A 15,686-nucleotide genomic window follows, 5' to 3' on the forward strand; every position below is an offset into this window, starting at 1 on the left:
TTTAAACATTACAGAATTTTGAAAAAAAATTAATAACCAAGGCGACTCAAATTCAAATTGAAAAAGGCAGCTCGAATAGAGCTGCCTTTTGTGTATTTAAACTGATATCTTTTTAGATTTTTAAAAGTTCAATGGTTCTTTCCGGGCTTTCCGCAGAGAATACTGCGTTTCCGGCAACCAAAACATCTGCTCCTGCTTCGAAAAGTTTAGAAGCATTATCAAGGTTTACTCCCCCGTCTATCTCAATAAGAGCAGTAGAGTTGTTGCTTAAGATAAGGTCTTTTGTTTCAGCAATCTTTTTATACGTGTTTTCAATGAATTTCTGTCCTCCAAATCCTGGATTTACACTCATTAATAATACAAGATCCACATCTGCAATAATGTCTTCAAGCATTAAAACAGGAGTAGACGGATTCAAAACAACACCTGCTTTTGCTCCTTTACTCTGAATATGGTGAATGGTTCTGTGAAGGTGAGTACATGCTTCATAGTGTACAGAAATAAGGTCAGCGCCATGGTTGATGAATTCATCAACATATTTTTCAGGCTCCACAATCATTAAGTGAACATCCACGAATTTTTTAGCATGCTGCTGAACGGTTTTCATTACCGGAAAACCAAATGAAATGTTAGGGACAAATCTCCCGTCCATTACATCAATGTGGAACCAATCTGCCTGAGATCTGTTCAGCATTTCAATATCTCTTTGCAGATTCCCAAAGTCTGCAGATAAAAGGGATGGAGCAATAAGCTTCGTTTTCATTTTTACTTTTTATACTTTTACTTAGATTTCAGATATTAGACATCAGATATCAGATTTAGAGTACTGTTGTTATAGTCTAGTGTCTGATATCTGTTATCTAGTGTCTTTAATGATACTTCAGTTTCATTTCCGGTTTAATCTTCAGAACAGTTTCGTAGATCAATTTAATGACATTGGCTACGTCTTCTTTAGATACCATTTCTACTGTTGTATGCATATAGCGCAAAGGTAAGGAAATTAAAGCACTTGGTACACCACCGTTAGAGTGAGCGAAAGCATCAGTATCTGTTCCTGTAGCTCTGCTTGCTGCTGCTCTCTGATAAGGAATTTTCTTTGTTTTTGCAGTGTCGATAATCAATTCTCGGATGGTATGGTGAACACTTGGAGCAAAGAATACTACTGGCCCGGCACCACATTTTTGGTCTCCTTCTTTTTTCTTTTCGATCATTGGAGTAGTGGTATCATGGGTTACATCAGTTACAATGGCAATATTGGGTTTGATGGTATCGGCAATCATATCTGCTCCGTATAAACCAACTTCTTCCTGTACTGAATTGGTGATGTAAAGACCAAACGGAATGGATTTTTTATTTTCCTTTAAAAGTCTTGCTACTTCAGCAATCATAAAACCTCCGATTCTGTTGTCAAGAGCTCTGCAGACAAAGTATCTGTCATTCATTTCGAAGAACTCATCAGGATAAGTAATCATACATCCAACAAAGATTCCCATGTCTTCTACTTCTTGTTTGGTAGTAGCTCCACAGTCGATGAAGATATTTTCGATTTTTGGAGTAGGCTCATTTTGATTGGATCTTGTATGGATTGCCGGCCATCCGAATACCCCTTTTATAATTCCGTTTTCTCCGTGAATATGTACTATTTTCGATGGAGCAATAGTCTGGTCTGACCCTCCGTTTCTGATTACATAAATCAATCCATCATCCGTAATATAGTTTACATACCACGAGATTTCATCTGCATGCGCTTCAATCACTACTTTAAATTCTGCTTCAGGATTGATGATGCCGTAGCATGTTCCGTAATGATCCACTTCAATCTTGTCTACATAGGGTCTGATATAGTCCATCCAAACCTCTTGTCCTTTGTGTTCGTATCCAGTTGGAGATGAAGTGTTTAAATATTTCTCTAAAAATTTTAAAGATTTCTTTTCAAATTTCATAAAAAGGAATGATTTTTGCGTTTAATTTTTGTTCTTATAAGTGTAAAAATAATGAATTTTAGTAAGATTATCTGTCTTTTTATGTTCTTTTTTGGAGTCAGCGTTTTTGGACAGAAAGATACTGTGGTAGCCAAACCATTGAATCAATACCCTGCTGAATCTTTGAAGGTAGATGAATTTGGTAATAAGTATTATTACGACGAACAGCAGAAAGTTAAGATCTATGAAGTTAACGGAGAGCCTGTAGTAGTAATGGATGAATTGGTTTTAGTGAATAAACCGAGGTTTAATAACCAGTTGGATAAAAATTACTATTATTTCTTAAATAAGAAGTTATACAGGGTGTATCCGTTATTTGTAACTGCGTTGCAACAGTACAGAGACATCCAGCTAGATATGAATGATCTGGATAATAAAGCCAAAAGAAAGTTTGTAAGAGAAAGGCAGAATATGCTTGCCGATCAATATGAAAAGCAATTGAGAGATCTTACCACTACTGAAGGGCAGGTTTTTGCAAAACTGATGAACAGAGCAACCGGTAAAAATGTATATGAGATCATTAAAGAGCTAAGAGGTGGATTTAGCGCCTTCTGGTGGAATCTGAAAGGGAAGATGGCTGATATTGATTTGAAAGAACGATATGATCCCCATAAAAACAGGACAGATGAATTTGTGGAATCTCTACTACAGTCTAACTGGAATTCAGGGTATTTGAAACCTTATCCGGGAGCTAGCGATTTTAAAGTAAAGAAATAATAAAATAAATTCCTGTAAGTGAGCTTACAGGAATTTTTCTTTTAATTTATCGAATACGATTTTGTCTATAGGAAGTGGAAAAGGATTATCCAGTCTGTTAATATCTATCCATTCTGTTTTTTCAATACATGGATCCAAAATAAGGAACTCTTTCTCATCAACAATATTTACGATATAATATATAGTAAGAAGTTGTTCATTTTCTTTGAAACGGGAAACCAGAAAGTTTTCCTGTGTGTAGAAGTGCTCTATGATATCTACTTTTACATTCAGCTCTTCATCAAATTCACGATGCAGGCATTCCAATGTTCCTTCACCATACTCCAATCCACCACCTGGAAATTTCATTAAAGGTTCGCCGGCATATTCCTCAAATAACGTGAGTACTTTCTTATCTTTTACTGCACAGCCATACACTCTAATGTTGATCTTGTCTATCATATATATAATGTATAATATTTTGTATAGCTAAGGTAATAAATTTTTGTGAGGCGTATGGGGATACAAGGCCGAAAAAAAATGTTTGGTTGTTTTTACTCTGTTATAGCTTAACAGCATTAATCATTTCTCTTTTACCAGGAGGTCCTTGTTTTTTCTCTACCTGAAAGTTGAGCTCCTGAAGAATTCTTCTTACGCTCCCTTTGGAGGAGTAGGTTGTTAATAATCCGTTAATGGCCATTTTGTCAGCTACCAATTCAAATAGTGGTTTTTCCCAGAGATCCGGCTGTACTCTTGCTCCGAAACAATCGAAATAGACAAGGTTGATTTCAGGCAGATTAATGTTCTTCAAGTCAAAAAAGTCACATTCTATCTTTTTAAGGTTGAATCCACTAATGATTTCAACTGATTTTTCCCACTCTGCCAGATGAATTTTCTGATAAATATTTTTGAATTCAGGGTTATCAAAATGTTCAAAGTAGGCTAAATCCTTAACTTCTGATTCATTTATGGGATATTTTTCCAGCGAAAAATAATTGATGACATGATTTTTGTCAGTTTTTAAATATTCATTAATTGTTACTAAAACATTCAAACCTGTTCCAAAACCTAGTTCTAAAATATTAATTTCGCAATTATTAATTAGATTTAGTCCATTTTTGATAAACACGTGTTCTGCTTCCTGAAGAGCCCCGTGATGAGAATGGTAGTTTTCGTTTAAGTTACTGATAAACAATGTTTTGCTTCCGTCGTTTGTGGTCTTAATCTCTCTTTTCAAGCTATTTTTTTGTCAAATTTACTCTAAAATTTTTATATTTAGAAAATTATGTTAAATTTGTAGAACATCGTAAAAATTTTAAAAAATGATAATTCAAAAAACTGAAAACTCCAGAATTTCTACATTTGACCCTAACAATTTTTCATTTGGTGGAACCTTCATAGATCATATGATTATATGTGAGTACGAAAACGGAAAATGGGGGGATGTGAAATTAGTTCCTTACGGTCCAATACCATTTACACCTGCTATGATGGGAGTAAACTATGGACAAGCTTGTTTTGAAGGTATGAAAGCCTATAAAGACAAAGATGGGCAGGTTTTCCTTTTCAGGCCTGAAAAGAATTTTGAACGTATCAACAAGTCTGCAAAGCGTCTTGCAATGCCGGAGGTAACTAAAGAAATGTTTTTAGACGGATTAAAAGCATTAGTAGATATCGACAGAGACTGGATCCCTCAAGGAGAAGGAATGTCTTTATATATCAGACCATTGATTTTCGCAACAGAAGAAGCTTTAAAAGCAAGAGTTTCTGAAAAATATATGTTTGCTATTGTAGCAACACCAGCAAAGAGCTATTATTCAGAGCCTGTATCTGTAAAAATCTCAGACCATTATTCAAGAGCAGCAAACGGAGGAGTAGGTTCAGCTAAAGCAGCTGGTAATTATGCAGCTTCTTTCTACCCAACTCAATTAGCTATTGAAGAAGGGTATGAGCAAATCATCTGGACTGATGATGCAACTCATGAGTATTTTGAAGAAAGTGGTACTATGAACGTATTTGTAAGAATTAATGATACAATCTATACACCACCAACATCTGAAAAAATCCTTGACGGAGTGACAAGAGACAGCTTCCTTCAGTTGGCTAAGAAAAGAGGAATTGAAGTAAAAGTTGAACCAATTGCTGTAAAAACAGTCATTGAAGCTTTGAAAAATGGAGAACTTAAAGAAGTATGGGGAGTAGGTACTGCAGTAGTAACGACTCAGTTCCAGGCTTTAGGATATCAAGGAGAGAAATTAACACTTCCAAGATTATCAGACGAAGAAAGCTATGCTGCAATCCTTAAGAAAGATTTAGTAGATCTTCAAACCAACCTTTCTGAAGATCCATTCGGATGGAGAGTGGTTGTAGATCATGTACTTGAAACAGCTTAATAGTATTTAAATACATTATAATAAGCCGGGAGTTTTTCCCGGTTTTTTTATTGTAAACCACTAGAATATTGAATTGCTGTAAGGGTTTAAATATTATTTTAGACATTATTTTTATATTACCGAATTAATACATTGATACATTTCTCCATCAAGTTTTGTAATTGATTCACGAAATGTGTATTTTCGCAAAAGTTTATGAAAAAAATATTCTTCATATCAGCTATAAGTCTGTTGAGTTGTAACAGAAATGCCCAGACGGCACACCCGCCTGTAGGTGGGGTTTTAAGCCAGAAAGATTTGGATGTTTCTAAAAACAGAATGAAAAATCTGAATACCATCGAGAGAGGTCAGATTCAGGATTGGATGAATGGACAAAACATAAAGTTTTATCCTACGCAGCTTAATTATTGGGTTACGGCAGATGGTTTTGATCGTAGAGAAAGAAGAGCAGATAATACACTGATTTCTTATTCCTATGAATTGTATGATTTTGACCAGACTAAAATCTATGATCAGCCTTTTGAAAGAAGAGATGCCAAGTTTGGACATTTTGATGAATTGAAAGCGGTGGAAAATGCTTTGCGTTTTATACATGATGGAGAGGAAGTGACGCTTTTGGTGCCGTCTTCTTTGGCTTATGGAACTTTTGGAGATGAAAAGAAAATAGACAACGATATACCATTAATCATAAAATTAAAAGCTTTATAATACATGAAATTGTTTAACAAGAATATAATTCTGGCAGCGGCAAGTGTTTCGCTGATGAGTTGTACCCCAATTTATAAAAAAATGAACGTAGACAAAGAAACTTACGAAGGTCTTAATGACGGACTTTATGCCAATCTTCAAACTACAAAAGGTAACTTAATTGTAAAGTTTGAGGACAAAAAAGCACCAGTAACTGTAGCCAACTTTATCGGTCTTGCAGAAGGGAAAATCGATAACAAAGCTAAGGCTAAGGGAGTTCCTTACTATGACGGAACTATTTTCCACAGAGTAATCAAAGATTTCATGATCCAAGGAGGTGATCCTCAGGGGACAGGAATGGGAGATCCTGGATATAAATTCGAAGATGAAAGAAACGACCTTAAACACACTGGAAAAGGTATTCTTTCTATGGCGAACTCCGGACCAAACACAAACGGTTCTCAGTTCTTCATTACTGAAGTAGCTACACCTTGGTTAGACGGAAGACACACAATCTTTGGAAAAGTTGTAAAAGGTAACGATGTTATTGATGCTATTGCTAATGTTGAAAAAGGAGCTCAGGATAAGCCTAAGACAGATATCGTTTTAGAAAAAGTTTCAATTTTCGGTAAAGGTGACGAGTACAAAAACTACGATGCAGCTAAAACTTTCAACGAAGGAAAAGCTAAAATTGCCGAAAACAATAAAGCTTTCATCGCTAAAGAAGAAGCTGAAAAGAAGAAAAAAGAAGAAGAGTTCAAAGCAAACCAGGAAAAATTGGTTGAAAGCTTAAAAGCGGGAATGCAAAAAACTGAATCAGGTCTTTACTACAAAATCACTAAAACTGCTGACGGTAAAGCTCCAAAAGCAGGTGATAACGTTTCTGTACACTATGCAGGAAAATTAGTAGACGGAACTGAATTCGATTCTTCATTCAAGAGAAACGAGCCAATTGATATTCCAATCGGAATGGGAAGAGTAATCAAAGGATGGGATGAAGGAATTCTATTATTGAAAGAAGGAGAAACGGCTACTTTATTAATCCCGCCAGCAATGGGTTACGGAGAAAGAGGGGCAGGAGGAGTTATTCCACCAAACTCATGGTTAGTTTTCGATGTTGAGCTTGTAAAAGTAAAATAATTGAATCTTTAAGATATGAAAGCCATCCTGAAAGGGGTGGCTTTTTTGTTTCCTGTAGAAAGTCCCGTAAAAATACGGATGTTGTAAGAAAATAAATTATTCCTATCTTTATCTCTTACCAATGAAATAAAATTAGAAAATATGTTTGATCTTAATTACGATTTAATAAAACAGGAAATAGAGGCCGAAGTTTGTAAAGAGCATAACTTACATCCGGAGTTTGTAAAAACGGATGACGGATTTGGAATTAAAGCCTGTTGTCAACCTTTCCATGCAGAGCTAGTAGCAAAATCTGAAAAAATGGTAGAGGAGGAGACTACCCAATTCCTTGAGAAAATGATGAAAGATATCTTTAAAGAATAACTTGTGAAATTATAGAACACGCTATATAAAAAAACCGCCCTTCAATAAAAAGGGCGGTTTTTCAGTAAAAGAGTGAAATAAAAGTTATATGTTTCTACCGGATCCTTTCTTCATCCCTGTTCCTGCAAGGGAACTGATGAATACAAGACTAAAGCCGAGATAAGCGGCAAAGGCGGTAAGATATACGATTAAGCTATTAAAGCTTGGTTTTGAACTATATACCAGTACAGAAAAAGCAGCAAAACTCAGGACCAATAACAGGCTCCAGATATGCATTTTTGCAGCATCTTCATTTCTCTTAAAAATCATTTCAAAAAAGGCTCTCATCATTACTAACATTTTAAGGGTTATACATTAATTAACTGAGAATAAAACAGGTATAATTATCATGGTATAAAGAAAGCATACTTCTTTACTGGGCTAAGGTTCATGATAACTTTGCCGTTTATTCAATATTATGATACCGGGCTCTAAAGTCCGGGATAAATAATCATTTTTGAATCAATAAATGACTCACGGGTTTATTGATGATACCAGTTAGATACGGGGCATAAATCTGCTGTGAAAAATCAACCGGAGGGTTAATCAATCACGTTCCCGTATCTTTTACGGCATCGTAGAAAAAAAAGGATTCATATACGAGATATGAACTTTGAATCAGTGGAAAACTGAAAATCCACAGAAAACCTTTTTTCTCATCCTTAGTGTTTTTTTAATTTTTTCTCATAAAATGACATGCTAATTTCATGCCAAAGTGATAATTCTACAATTAACAGATGAAATTAAGTTGTTTTATTTTGTTGTTTCCCAGTGGTTTGTGTTGCTTATTTCCTTAAACAAAGAAAAATTAATTTACATTGTAAAATTCTTAAAATTGAAAAAAATAATAGATTTTTACAAGATGGAGGGAGATTTTTATATATTTTTTAGAAATAACCTCTCGCAGATTATTCAAATTTTGCAGATTTTCTGCAGTTGTTCTGGTGCATTACAAAAAAATGGCACAAATTGAATACTTTAGGCTAAAGCCAATGGAATTTAATGTTTAGTATGAACGGGCTAAAGCCTGTTTCTATTGAATTTTTGAATGAAGGAATACGAAAATTTGTTATTCTGGAAGAATCTCCACATAGAAAACCTCCCGCAGATCTCACAGATTACGCAGATTTTTTTAAAAAAAATATAATCTGCCAAATCAGCTCAATCTGCGAGGTAAAAATAAACAGAGTCTCTGTCATTCTGAAAGAATCTCAACAGCATCTTCAATAGCATTATTTAGATTCTGCGGAATGACAAAGGTGAAGTTGTATGGCTCCACTAAACTTTAGCATGTAGTTTGCCATTCTGTAAGAATCTGAACAACTGTAAATATTATAAAATTCTTATTGTAAAAAGTTCTAATTTTAGAAAAGTGAATAAAGAAAATTTAAAAGAGAATATTAAGATTTGTATTGTTAACCTTCAACGATTGGCAATAATAAGTTATTGGAATAAGATATCCTCTAATTTTGTTTTTATAGTGTCTGACTTCAATGAGTCCGAGAGATCCAATTTTTTTGAACAAAGGAAGGTTCGGAATAAAGTAAATAAATCTAAAATTACACTTTCTTTGGATTCGGCCATTGAGATTTTAGACCGTGAGTATCAGGATTTGTATGATGTTAATTTGTATATTTTCAAAGCAGATAAAAAAGAAACGATAATAGAAATTCAATATTATAGGAAATCAAATTTAGAGCCTGATTATTTAAAGATGGTTAAAGATAATGAACCTATGTATCATTCTAAAATTTCAAAACCTTATTATACTAAAGAGAGTAATAAGTTTGATGTCAATTGGGAATCAGGTGGCATAAGATATTTTGGGAATTATTTTCTTGCTCAAATTAAGCACAGGATACATACTTTTAGATTAAATATCTAATGTCCGAATATTTGTGTTAAAAAGAAAAACCCATCAAATCTTATAAGACTTAATGGGTTGTTTCTATATCAAATTTGGTATTTTACTACCAGTTTTTATCAATCATATAAATAATATGAGCCATGGCCACAGAGCCTAATAAAAGCTCTCTTCGGTTAACTTTTTCAAACGTGTCTTCTTCTGTGTGGTGAATATCAAAGTAGCGTTGAGAATCCGGCATCAGCTCGGCAGCTGGGACTCCCATGTCATGAAGTGGGTAAAGATCTGTTCCTGAGAATTTTTCTTCAAAGTTATACACTCCGTAAGGAAGGAATAATTTTGACCAGCTTTGAATCTGTTTCCTTTTAGCATCATCCATATCCAAAGCAATACCTCTAGGCGCAAAACCTCCGGCATCTGATTCTATAGCAAAGAGATGCTTTTCATTGGTTTCTTTTACTGTCTTACCATATTGGATACCGCCTTTTACACCATTTTCTTCATTGGCGAAGCACACCACTCTGATGGTATGGTTATTCTGTATTCCTAATTTTTTGAATGTTCTCAAAACTTCAATGCTCTGAACAATTCCGGCACCATCATCATGAGCTCCTTCGCCTACATCCCAAGAATCAAGGTGTCCGCCTACTACAATTACGCTCTGGTCTTTCTTGCCTGTAATCTCACCAATCACGGAGTGGGAGAGCTTTTCTCCTTTCATTCCGCAATTAGAATTAAGTTTTGCCGAGATTTTCTGATTTTTTAATAAAGCTTCCAACTCATCGGCAGTGGTGCTTCCTATGGCTACAGCAGGGATTTTAGAAACATTTTCTTCATAACGCATAGCTCCTGTATGAGGGACATCATCAAAGGCTGAAGAAAGAGAACGGATGATCGCAAATTTTCCGCCTTTTTTGGCAGTTAAGGAGGCTGCTGTTGTTCTGTACTTGGATGCATCACCATATCCTTTAAAAGTTTCTATGAATGATTGCTTGAAAGCGTAATTGAAGAATAAAATTTTATCCTTCACCTGTTCCGGAGAAAGTTTATTGTATTCATCCATAGATTTTACCATGATGATTTCTCCTGAAACATCTTTCCCACCTGTTCCTTCAGAATTTCCAAGAGAAAGCATTTTAAGGCTTTTCCAGTTTCCGTTGGAGGTTTTGATGTGTAAAGATTCTTTTCCTCTTACCCAAACCGGGATCATCACATCCTGAAGCCATACTTTGTCTGCTCCGGCATCACGGAGTTTCTGTGCCGCCCATTGTACTGATTTTTCATAAGCTTCGGAGCCGCTTAAACGATGGCCGATATTTTTAGTAAGTTCACGCAGATCACTGTATCCTTTTCCGTTATTTAAAACTTCAAGAGAGATCTTGCTGAATTGTATTGAATCTTCTTTAGTTTGGCCAAAAACAGCCATCCCAAAAAGTAATAATGAGGTTCCTAATATCTTTTTCATGGTTACCAATTTTTATCAATCATATAAATAAGTTGTGTCATCACCGTGGAGCCTAGAAGTAACTCTCTTCGGTTGACTTTTTCAAAAGTATCTTCTGCAGTGTGGTGAATGTCAAAATAGCGCTGTGGTTCTGGAACAAGTTCTGCTGTTGGAACGCCCATCTCATGCAATGGGGCAATATCCGAGCCTGAATATTTTCCTTCAAAGTTATAAACACCATAAGGCAGAAATAAGTTGACCCAGCTTTTGATCTGGTTTCTTTTGTTATCATCCATTTCCAGAGAGATTCCGCGGGGAGAAAAGCCTCCGGCATCGGATTCTATGGCAAAAAGATGTTTTTCATTGTTCTCCTTTACTGTTTTCCCGTATTGTTTTCCGCCTTTAGTTCCGTTTTCTTCATTAGCAAAACAGACTGCTCTGATGGTATGGTTGTTTTGGAGTCCTAGTTTTTTGAATGTCCTTAACACTTCAATACTCTGAACAATTCCGGAACCGTCATCATGAGCGCCTTCACCTACATCCCAAGAGTCGAGATGTCCGCCTACTACAATTACATTTTGGTCTTTCTTGCCTGTAATTTCTCCAATGACGGAGTGGGAGAGCTTTTCCCCTTTCATTCCACAGTTGGAATTAAGTTTGGCAGTAACTTTCTGTTTCTTTAATAAAGCTTCCAGTTCATCTGCGGTTGTATTTCCAATTGTTGCCGCCGGGATTTTAGCAATATTCTCTTCATAACGCATATTTCCTGTATGAGGAACGTCGTCACATGCTGAGGAAAGAGATCGGATAATAGCAAATTTACCGCCTTTTTTAGCTGTTAAAAAAGCTGCCGTACGTCTGTAGGCTCCAGCGTCTCTATAGGAAATAAAAGTCTGTACATTTCCCTGGTTAAAAGGATAATTAAAGAAAACAATCTTATCTTTTACCTTTTCAGCAGGAAGTTTATCATATTCTTCCAGGGATTTAACCATGATGATCTCTCCTGAGACATCTTTCCCTTTTGTTCCTTCGGAATTACCTAAAGAAAGCATTTTAATATTTTTCCAGTTTCCGTTGGATGTTTTGACATGTAAGGATTCTTTTCCTCTTACCCATACCGGAATCATCACTTCCTGAAGCCATACTTTATCTGCTCCGGCATCACGAAGTTTTTGTGCTGCCCATTGTACGGATTTTTCATAGGCTTCGGAGCCACTTAAGCGGTGACCGATATTTTTAGTGAGCTCCCGCAGTTCATCATATCCTTTTCCGTTATTTAGGATTTCTGTGGAAATTTTGTTGAATTGTATAGAGTCTTCTTTAGTCTGTCCTGATATGAAGACGATTCCTAAAGTTAATAATGAGATTGTGATTGTCTTTTTCATATTACCAGTTTTTATCAACCATAAAAATCATTTGTGTTATGGCAACCGCTCCAAGGAGAAGTTCTCTTTTATTCACTTTATCAAAAGTGTCCTGTTCAGAATGGTGGTAGTCGAAATATCTTTGGGTATCTACCACAAGTTCTGCTAAAGGAATATCCAGCTTTTTTAAAGGGGAGATATCCTGAATAGCGTCTGTCTGATCGAAATCATAAATACCATAAGGAAGAAAATATTCTTTCCATGGGGAAACCAATCTTCTTCTTTGAGGTGACATATCCAGAGAAAATCCTCGCGGTGAATAACCACCTGCATCTGTTCCTAAAGCGAATATGTGTTTTTCTTCTCTCTTTTTCACATAAGCTGCATACATTTCACGGCCTTGTCCTCCGTTTTCACTGTTGGCGTACAAAACTACGCGGATGGTGTGATTATTTTCATAGCCAAGCGCTTTTAATGTTCTTAAAACTTCGATACACTGGGCAACTCCGGTTCCGTCATCAATAGCTCCCTCCCCAACATCCCAGGAATCAAGCTGAGCGCCTAAAACAATTACTTTAGAATCTTTTTTACCCTGAATTTCAGCAATGATATTGGGGTTTGTAGTGCTGGCTTTTGATTCGGCAGTCATGTTGATTTTAGCCGCTATTTTTTGCTTTTTCAGCATTTTTTCCAATTCATCTGCTGATCTTACGCCTATTGATAAGGCCGGGATTTTTACTTTATCATCCGGTTCGTAGTAGATCATTTTGGCGTGCGGAGTATCATCATTAGCGGTTGTTAATGATCTTATGATTAATGCTTTTGCACCTGTTTTTGCAATGACGGATGCGGAAATTAATTTAGATTTTGCAGTCTGTAAATAGGAATCACTGGTGTTAATGATTTTTGGATCCATAGGAACATTCACGAAAACTATTTTGTCTTTTAGTTGCCCTATGGACATTGCATTCAGCTCTGACGTGGAATTAATTAAAAAAATTTCACCTGTCAGGTCTTTTCCGTCTGTTCCTTCAGAGTTTCCGAATGAAAGCATTCTGATGTTTTTCCAGTCTCCATTTTCTGTCTTTATCTGTAAAGACTCTCTTCCTCTGATCCAAACGGGAGCTTTGGCTTCCTGTCTCCAGATCATATTAATGCCGATTTCCTTGAACTTTTTTTCTGCCCATTCTACTGCTTTAGCATAACCGGGAGTGGCGCTGAAACGAGGCCCAATACCTTTTGTGAGTTCTCCAAGATTTTCATAAGCCCTGCCATTGATCATGATCTCATCGGAGATCTTTTTGAATTCATCGTGATAATTTAATTTTACAGGAATGGCTGTTCTACCGGCAGGTTTTTTCTGGACTTTTTTTTGAGAAAATAAAAATCCACTCAAAAAGAGTGGAAGTATAATGAATATTTTTTTCATTTTTTATTTACCTTTCTTTTTCCGATGATAAAAATAGGAAAAAAATAGGAATTTATTAAGGTTTCATATCGTACATTAATAGTGCTGTAATCAATTTTGGCTCAATGAATGTACATTTTGGAGGCATGCTCAGTCTTAAGTCTGAAATTTTGATCATATCATTAAAACTTACAGGATAAATTCCGAATCCTGCTTTTCCTTCTCCACTGTCTACCTTTTCTTTCAAAATATTAATTCCGTTAATATTGGAGGTTCCTTTTACATAAGAGATCAGATTAGAGCTGTCCGGATCTTCTATTTTTAAAATACCTTTGAAAATGTATTTGTCTAATAAATGGTGATCCAGATTATCTAAAGACATTTCTTTGGAACGAAGATCGTGTTTTACGTGAAGGGAATAGAACTTACCATCCAGATACATTGAAATGTGGAATTTCTGAGAAGGGAAGTATGGTGTTTCACCTTTTTCGTGAATTAAGAAATAATTTTCAAGCTCTTTTAAGAATTGTTCATTGGAAAGACCATTCAGATCATGTAAAATTCTGTTGTAATCGTGAATCTTTATGGATTGGTTGGAAACGATAAAGCTGTACACAAAGTTGTACTGTTCTGTACCATTATGTCTTTTGTTTTTATCCTTATGTTTCTTTGCGTTTAATGCGGTAGAGCCAATTCTATGGTGTCCGTCTGCAATATAGAATGAATCGATCTGATCAATCACTTCCTTAAACTGCTGAAGTTTCAAACGGTTGTCTATTCTCCATATTTTATGTCTGATTCCGATAGTATCTACGTGATTGAAGATGGGAACATTCTTTTCCTCATGGTTCATCAGCAACTCAATTTTTGAGTTGGCAGGATAGGTAAGCAGTACCGGTTCAGCCTGAAGGTTTACTTTTTCAAGGTAATGAGCCAGCTTTTCTTTTTTCTGAGGAATGGTACTTTCGTGCCTTTTGATTTTTCCGTTCCAGAAATCTTCAATACTGGCAAGCCCTAAAAGTCCTCTGAAAATTTGCTTGTTAGGATATATTTGTTCGTAAAGATAATAGGCAGAATTATCCTGAACGAGTTTCTTTTCGTCCAGAAGTTCTTCAAATGTGGAGCGGATCTTTCTCAGATTTCGATCTACATCCTTAGATTTACTTACCACATAAGGTTTTATCATGTTGATGTAAGTATTTTCAACTTGCGCTTTTTCTGCAATTTCTTCCTGGGTAAAATTATCCAGTGGATGGGTAGGGAAGGTAGCCTCAAAATCTCGGTGAGGTCTTATTCCACGGAAAGGTTTAAAAACAGGCATATTTATCTTATAGTTTCTTTTTGTAGCTTAATAATTTGTTCTGCAAGTTCGATACCGATTTTCTCTTGCGCATCAACCGTATTTCCGCCTACATGAGGAGAAAGTGATAGAGCCGGATTCATTAGTAATGGAAGTTCCGGATTGGGTTCGCTTTCAAAAACGTCCAATGCTGCTCCTGCTACTTTTCCTGAATCAATAAAATCAATCAGCGTCACTTCGTTCATTACACCACCTCTTGCAGTATTTACAATATAGACGCCATCTTTCATTTTTTCAAATTGTGGACTGTCTATAATATACTCATTCGTTTTCGGAGTATTGATGCTGATGAAGTCTGATTCTTTAAGGAATGCGTCCATATCATTGGTGGAAGTGATTTCAAAGTTCACCGACTGCCCATCAAAAAAATTCAGCGTAAGAACTTCTGTTTTTGGACTTCTTGTGAGAACCTGAATCTTCATTCCTAAAGCGATTCCTATTTTCACGACTTCCTGGCCAATGCTTCCAAAGCCAATTACTCCTAACGTTTTTCCTGAAAGTTCATAAGCATTGCTGAATGACTTTTTCATGGCATTGAAATGGGTTTCCCCCTCCAAAGGCATCAGTCTGTTTGATTCATGAAGGAATCTGGCTAATGCAATGAAGTGTCCGAAAACCAATTCTGCAACGGATTTTGAAGATGCTGTTGGAGTATTGATTATTTTAATCCCCTTACTTTTTGCATATTCAACATCAATATTGTCCATTCCAATGCCGCCACGGCCTATGATTTTAAGCCCCGGACATGCATCAATCAGGTCTTGCCTTACTTTTGTTGCACTTCTTACAAGGAGAACGTCTACCTTATTATCGTTGATAAAATTAATAACGTGATCCTGAGCCACTCTATTGTCCAGAATTTCAATTCCGGCGTCTTTTAAAGCCCGTTCTCCTGCTTTTGAGATTCCATCGTTTGCTAAAACTTTCATGTGTTATTGGATTTAAA

At 35.9% G+C, this 15,686-nt stretch carries 16 protein-coding genes; 6 read left to right on the plus strand and 10 right to left on the minus strand.

Annotated elements, in window-relative coordinates:
• Window positions 1-112 precede the first annotated feature (112 nt).
• Both rpe and CHSO_RS11610 read right to left on the minus strand, forming a co-directional pair.
• Window positions 113-763: a ribulose-phosphate 3-epimerase gene (gene rpe, locus CHSO_RS11605; RefSeq protein WP_045496054.1), complete on the minus strand. Its 651-nt coding sequence runs from the start codon at window positions 761-763 to the stop codon at window positions 113-115.
• A 106-nt stretch (window positions 764-869) separates the two neighbouring features.
• On the minus strand, window positions 870-1,943 hold the full coding sequence (locus CHSO_RS11610) for a M28 family peptidase (protein ID WP_045496055.1): 1,074 nt from the start codon (window positions 1,941-1,943) through the stop codon (window positions 870-872).
• A 51-nt stretch (window positions 1,944-1,994) separates the two neighbouring features.
• Here CHSO_RS11610 and CHSO_RS11615 point away from each other — a divergent pair, with 51 nt between their 5' ends.
• Window positions 1,995-2,699, plus strand: a complete 705-nt coding sequence (locus CHSO_RS11615) for a DUF4294 domain-containing protein (protein ID WP_045496056.1) — start codon at window positions 1,995-1,997, stop codon at window positions 2,697-2,699.
• A 24-nt stretch (window positions 2,700-2,723) separates the two neighbouring features.
• Here CHSO_RS11615 and CHSO_RS11620 read toward each other — a convergent pair whose 3' ends face one another.
• Complete coding sequence (locus tag CHSO_RS11620; protein WP_045496063.1) at window positions 2,724-3,140, minus strand: NUDIX domain-containing protein; 417 nt, start codon at window positions 3,138-3,140, stop codon at window positions 2,724-2,726.
• 100 nt (window positions 3,141-3,240) lie between these two features.
• On the minus strand, window positions 3,241-3,915 hold the full coding sequence (mnmD, locus tag CHSO_RS11625) for a tRNA (5-methylaminomethyl-2-thiouridine)(34)-methyltransferase MnmD (RefSeq protein WP_045496065.1): 675 nt from the start codon (window positions 3,913-3,915) through the stop codon (window positions 3,241-3,243).
• A gap of 85 nt (window positions 3,916-4,000) precedes the next feature.
• On the opposite strand from mnmD, the gene CHSO_RS11630 reads away from it, so the two are divergent.
• The 4 genes from CHSO_RS11630 (at window position 4,001) to CHSO_RS11645 (ending at window position 7,261) form a co-directional block, all read left to right on the plus strand.
• Entirely contained in the window at window positions 4,001-5,071 is a 1,071-nt protein-coding gene (locus CHSO_RS11630) for a branched-chain amino acid aminotransferase (protein WP_045496067.1), read from the plus strand.
• 195 nt (window positions 5,072-5,266) lie between these two features.
• Window positions 5,267-5,779: an FKBP-type peptidyl-prolyl cis-trans isomerase gene (locus CHSO_RS11635; RefSeq protein WP_045496069.1), complete on the plus strand. Its 513-nt coding sequence runs from the start codon at window positions 5,267-5,269 to the stop codon at window positions 5,777-5,779.
• Between the two features lie 81 nt (window positions 5,780-5,860).
• Complete coding sequence (locus tag CHSO_RS11640) at window positions 5,861-6,898, plus strand: peptidylprolyl isomerase (protein ID WP_232509207.1); 1,038 nt, start codon at window positions 5,861-5,863, stop codon at window positions 6,896-6,898.
• 141 nt (window positions 6,899-7,039) lie between these two features.
• Window positions 7,040-7,261 carry a hypothetical protein gene (locus CHSO_RS11645; protein ID WP_045496073.1) on the plus strand — a complete coding sequence of 74 codons (222 nt, stop codon included), beginning with the start codon at window positions 7,040-7,042 and terminating at the stop codon, window positions 7,259-7,261.
• An 84-nt stretch (window positions 7,262-7,345) separates the two neighbouring features.
• Here the strand turns inward: CHSO_RS11645 and CHSO_RS11650 are convergent, their stop codons facing one another.
• Window positions 7,346-7,591: a hypothetical protein gene (locus tag CHSO_RS11650; RefSeq protein ID WP_144428910.1), complete on the minus strand. Its 246-nt coding sequence runs from the start codon at window positions 7,589-7,591 to the stop codon at window positions 7,346-7,348.
• 1,081 nt (window positions 7,592-8,672) lie between these two features.
• Between CHSO_RS11650 and CHSO_RS11665 the strand changes: the two genes are divergently transcribed.
• Window positions 8,673-9,185 (plus strand): hypothetical protein, encoded by a 513-nt coding sequence (locus tag CHSO_RS11665; protein WP_045496082.1) that lies wholly within the window; start codon window positions 8,673-8,675, stop codon window positions 9,183-9,185.
• Between the two features lie 85 nt (window positions 9,186-9,270).
• Here the strand turns inward: CHSO_RS11665 and CHSO_RS11670 are convergent, their stop codons facing one another.
• The 5 genes from CHSO_RS11670 to CHSO_RS11690 are packed head-to-tail and all read right to left on the minus strand — an operon-like array spanning window position 9,271 to window position 15,669.
• Window positions 9,271-10,629 (minus strand): M20/M25/M40 family metallo-hydrolase, encoded by a 1,359-nt coding sequence (locus CHSO_RS11670; RefSeq protein ID WP_045496084.1) that lies wholly within the window; start codon window positions 10,627-10,629, stop codon window positions 9,271-9,273.
• Window positions 10,630-10,631: 2 nt separating this feature from the next.
• Window positions 10,632-11,993 carry a M28 family peptidase gene (locus CHSO_RS11675; protein ID WP_084220968.1) on the minus strand — a complete coding sequence of 454 codons (1,362 nt, stop codon included), beginning with the start codon at window positions 11,991-11,993 and terminating at the stop codon, window positions 10,632-10,634.
• A 1-nt stretch (window position 11,994) separates the two neighbouring features.
• On the minus strand, window positions 11,995-13,401 hold the full coding sequence (locus tag CHSO_RS11680) for a M28 family peptidase (protein ID WP_052480576.1): 1,407 nt from the start codon (window positions 13,399-13,401) through the stop codon (window positions 11,995-11,997).
• A gap of 55 nt (window positions 13,402-13,456) precedes the next feature.
• Window positions 13,457-14,701: a DUF1015 domain-containing protein gene (locus CHSO_RS11685; RefSeq protein WP_045496086.1), complete on the minus strand. Its 1,245-nt coding sequence runs from the start codon at window positions 14,699-14,701 to the stop codon at window positions 13,457-13,459.
• Between the two features lie 2 nt (window positions 14,702-14,703).
• Complete coding sequence (locus tag CHSO_RS11690; RefSeq protein WP_045496088.1) at window positions 14,704-15,669, minus strand: D-2-hydroxyacid dehydrogenase; 966 nt, start codon at window positions 15,667-15,669, stop codon at window positions 14,704-14,706.
• Between the last annotated feature and the right edge of the window lie 17 nt (window positions 15,670-15,686).

The sequence above is a fragment of the Chryseobacterium sp. StRB126 genome (assembly GCF_000829375.1).
Taxonomy (GTDB): domain Bacteria; phylum Bacteroidota; class Bacteroidia; order Flavobacteriales; family Weeksellaceae; genus Chryseobacterium.

What these genes read in the sequence shown, in the direction of transcription:
- rpe (WP_045496054.1), bottom strand. Translation starts at nt 763, where the DNA reads ATGAAAACGAAGCTTATTGCTCCATCCCTTTTATCTGCAGACTTTGGG.
- CHSO_RS11610 (WP_045496055.1), bottom strand. Translation starts at nt 1,943, where the DNA reads ATGAAATTTGAAAAGAAATCTTTAAAATTTTTAGAGAAATATTTAAAC.
- CHSO_RS11615 (WP_045496056.1), top strand. Translation starts at nt 1,995, where the DNA reads ATGAATTTTAGTAAGATTATCTGTCTTTTTATGTTCTTTTTTGGAGTC.
- CHSO_RS11620 (WP_045496063.1), bottom strand. Translation starts at nt 3,140, where the DNA reads ATGATAGACAAGATCAACATTAGAGTGTATGGCTGTGCAGTAAAAGAT.
- CHSO_RS11630 (WP_045496067.1), top strand. Translation starts at nt 4,001, where the DNA reads ATGATAATTCAAAAAACTGAAAACTCCAGAATTTCTACATTTGACCCT.
- CHSO_RS11635 (WP_045496069.1), top strand. Translation starts at nt 5,267, where the DNA reads ATGAAAAAAATATTCTTCATATCAGCTATAAGTCTGTTGAGTTGTAAC.
- CHSO_RS11640 (WP_232509207.1), top strand. Translation starts at nt 5,861, where the DNA reads ATGAACGTAGACAAAGAAACTTACGAAGGTCTTAATGACGGACTTTAT.
- CHSO_RS11645 (WP_045496073.1), top strand. Translation starts at nt 7,040, where the DNA reads ATGTTTGATCTTAATTACGATTTAATAAAACAGGAAATAGAGGCCGAA.
- CHSO_RS11650 (WP_144428910.1), bottom strand. Translation starts at nt 7,591, where the DNA reads ATGATGAGAGCCTTTTTTGAAATGATTTTTAAGAGAAATGAAGATGCT.
- CHSO_RS11670 (WP_045496084.1), bottom strand. Translation starts at nt 10,629, where the DNA reads ATGAAAAAGATATTAGGAACCTCATTATTACTTTTTGGGATGGCTGTT.
- CHSO_RS11675 (WP_084220968.1), bottom strand. Translation starts at nt 11,993, where the DNA reads ATGAAAAAGACAATCACAATCTCATTATTAACTTTAGGAATCGTCTTC.
- CHSO_RS11680 (WP_052480576.1), bottom strand. Translation starts at nt 13,401, where the DNA reads ATGAAAAAAATATTCATTATACTTCCACTCTTTTTGAGTGGATTTTTA.
- CHSO_RS11685 (WP_045496086.1), bottom strand. Translation starts at nt 14,701, where the DNA reads ATGCCTGTTTTTAAACCTTTCCGTGGAATAAGACCTCACCGAGATTTT.
- CHSO_RS11690 (WP_045496088.1), bottom strand. Translation starts at nt 15,669, where the DNA reads ATGAAAGTTTTAGCAAACGATGGAATCTCAAAAGCAGGAGAACGGGCT.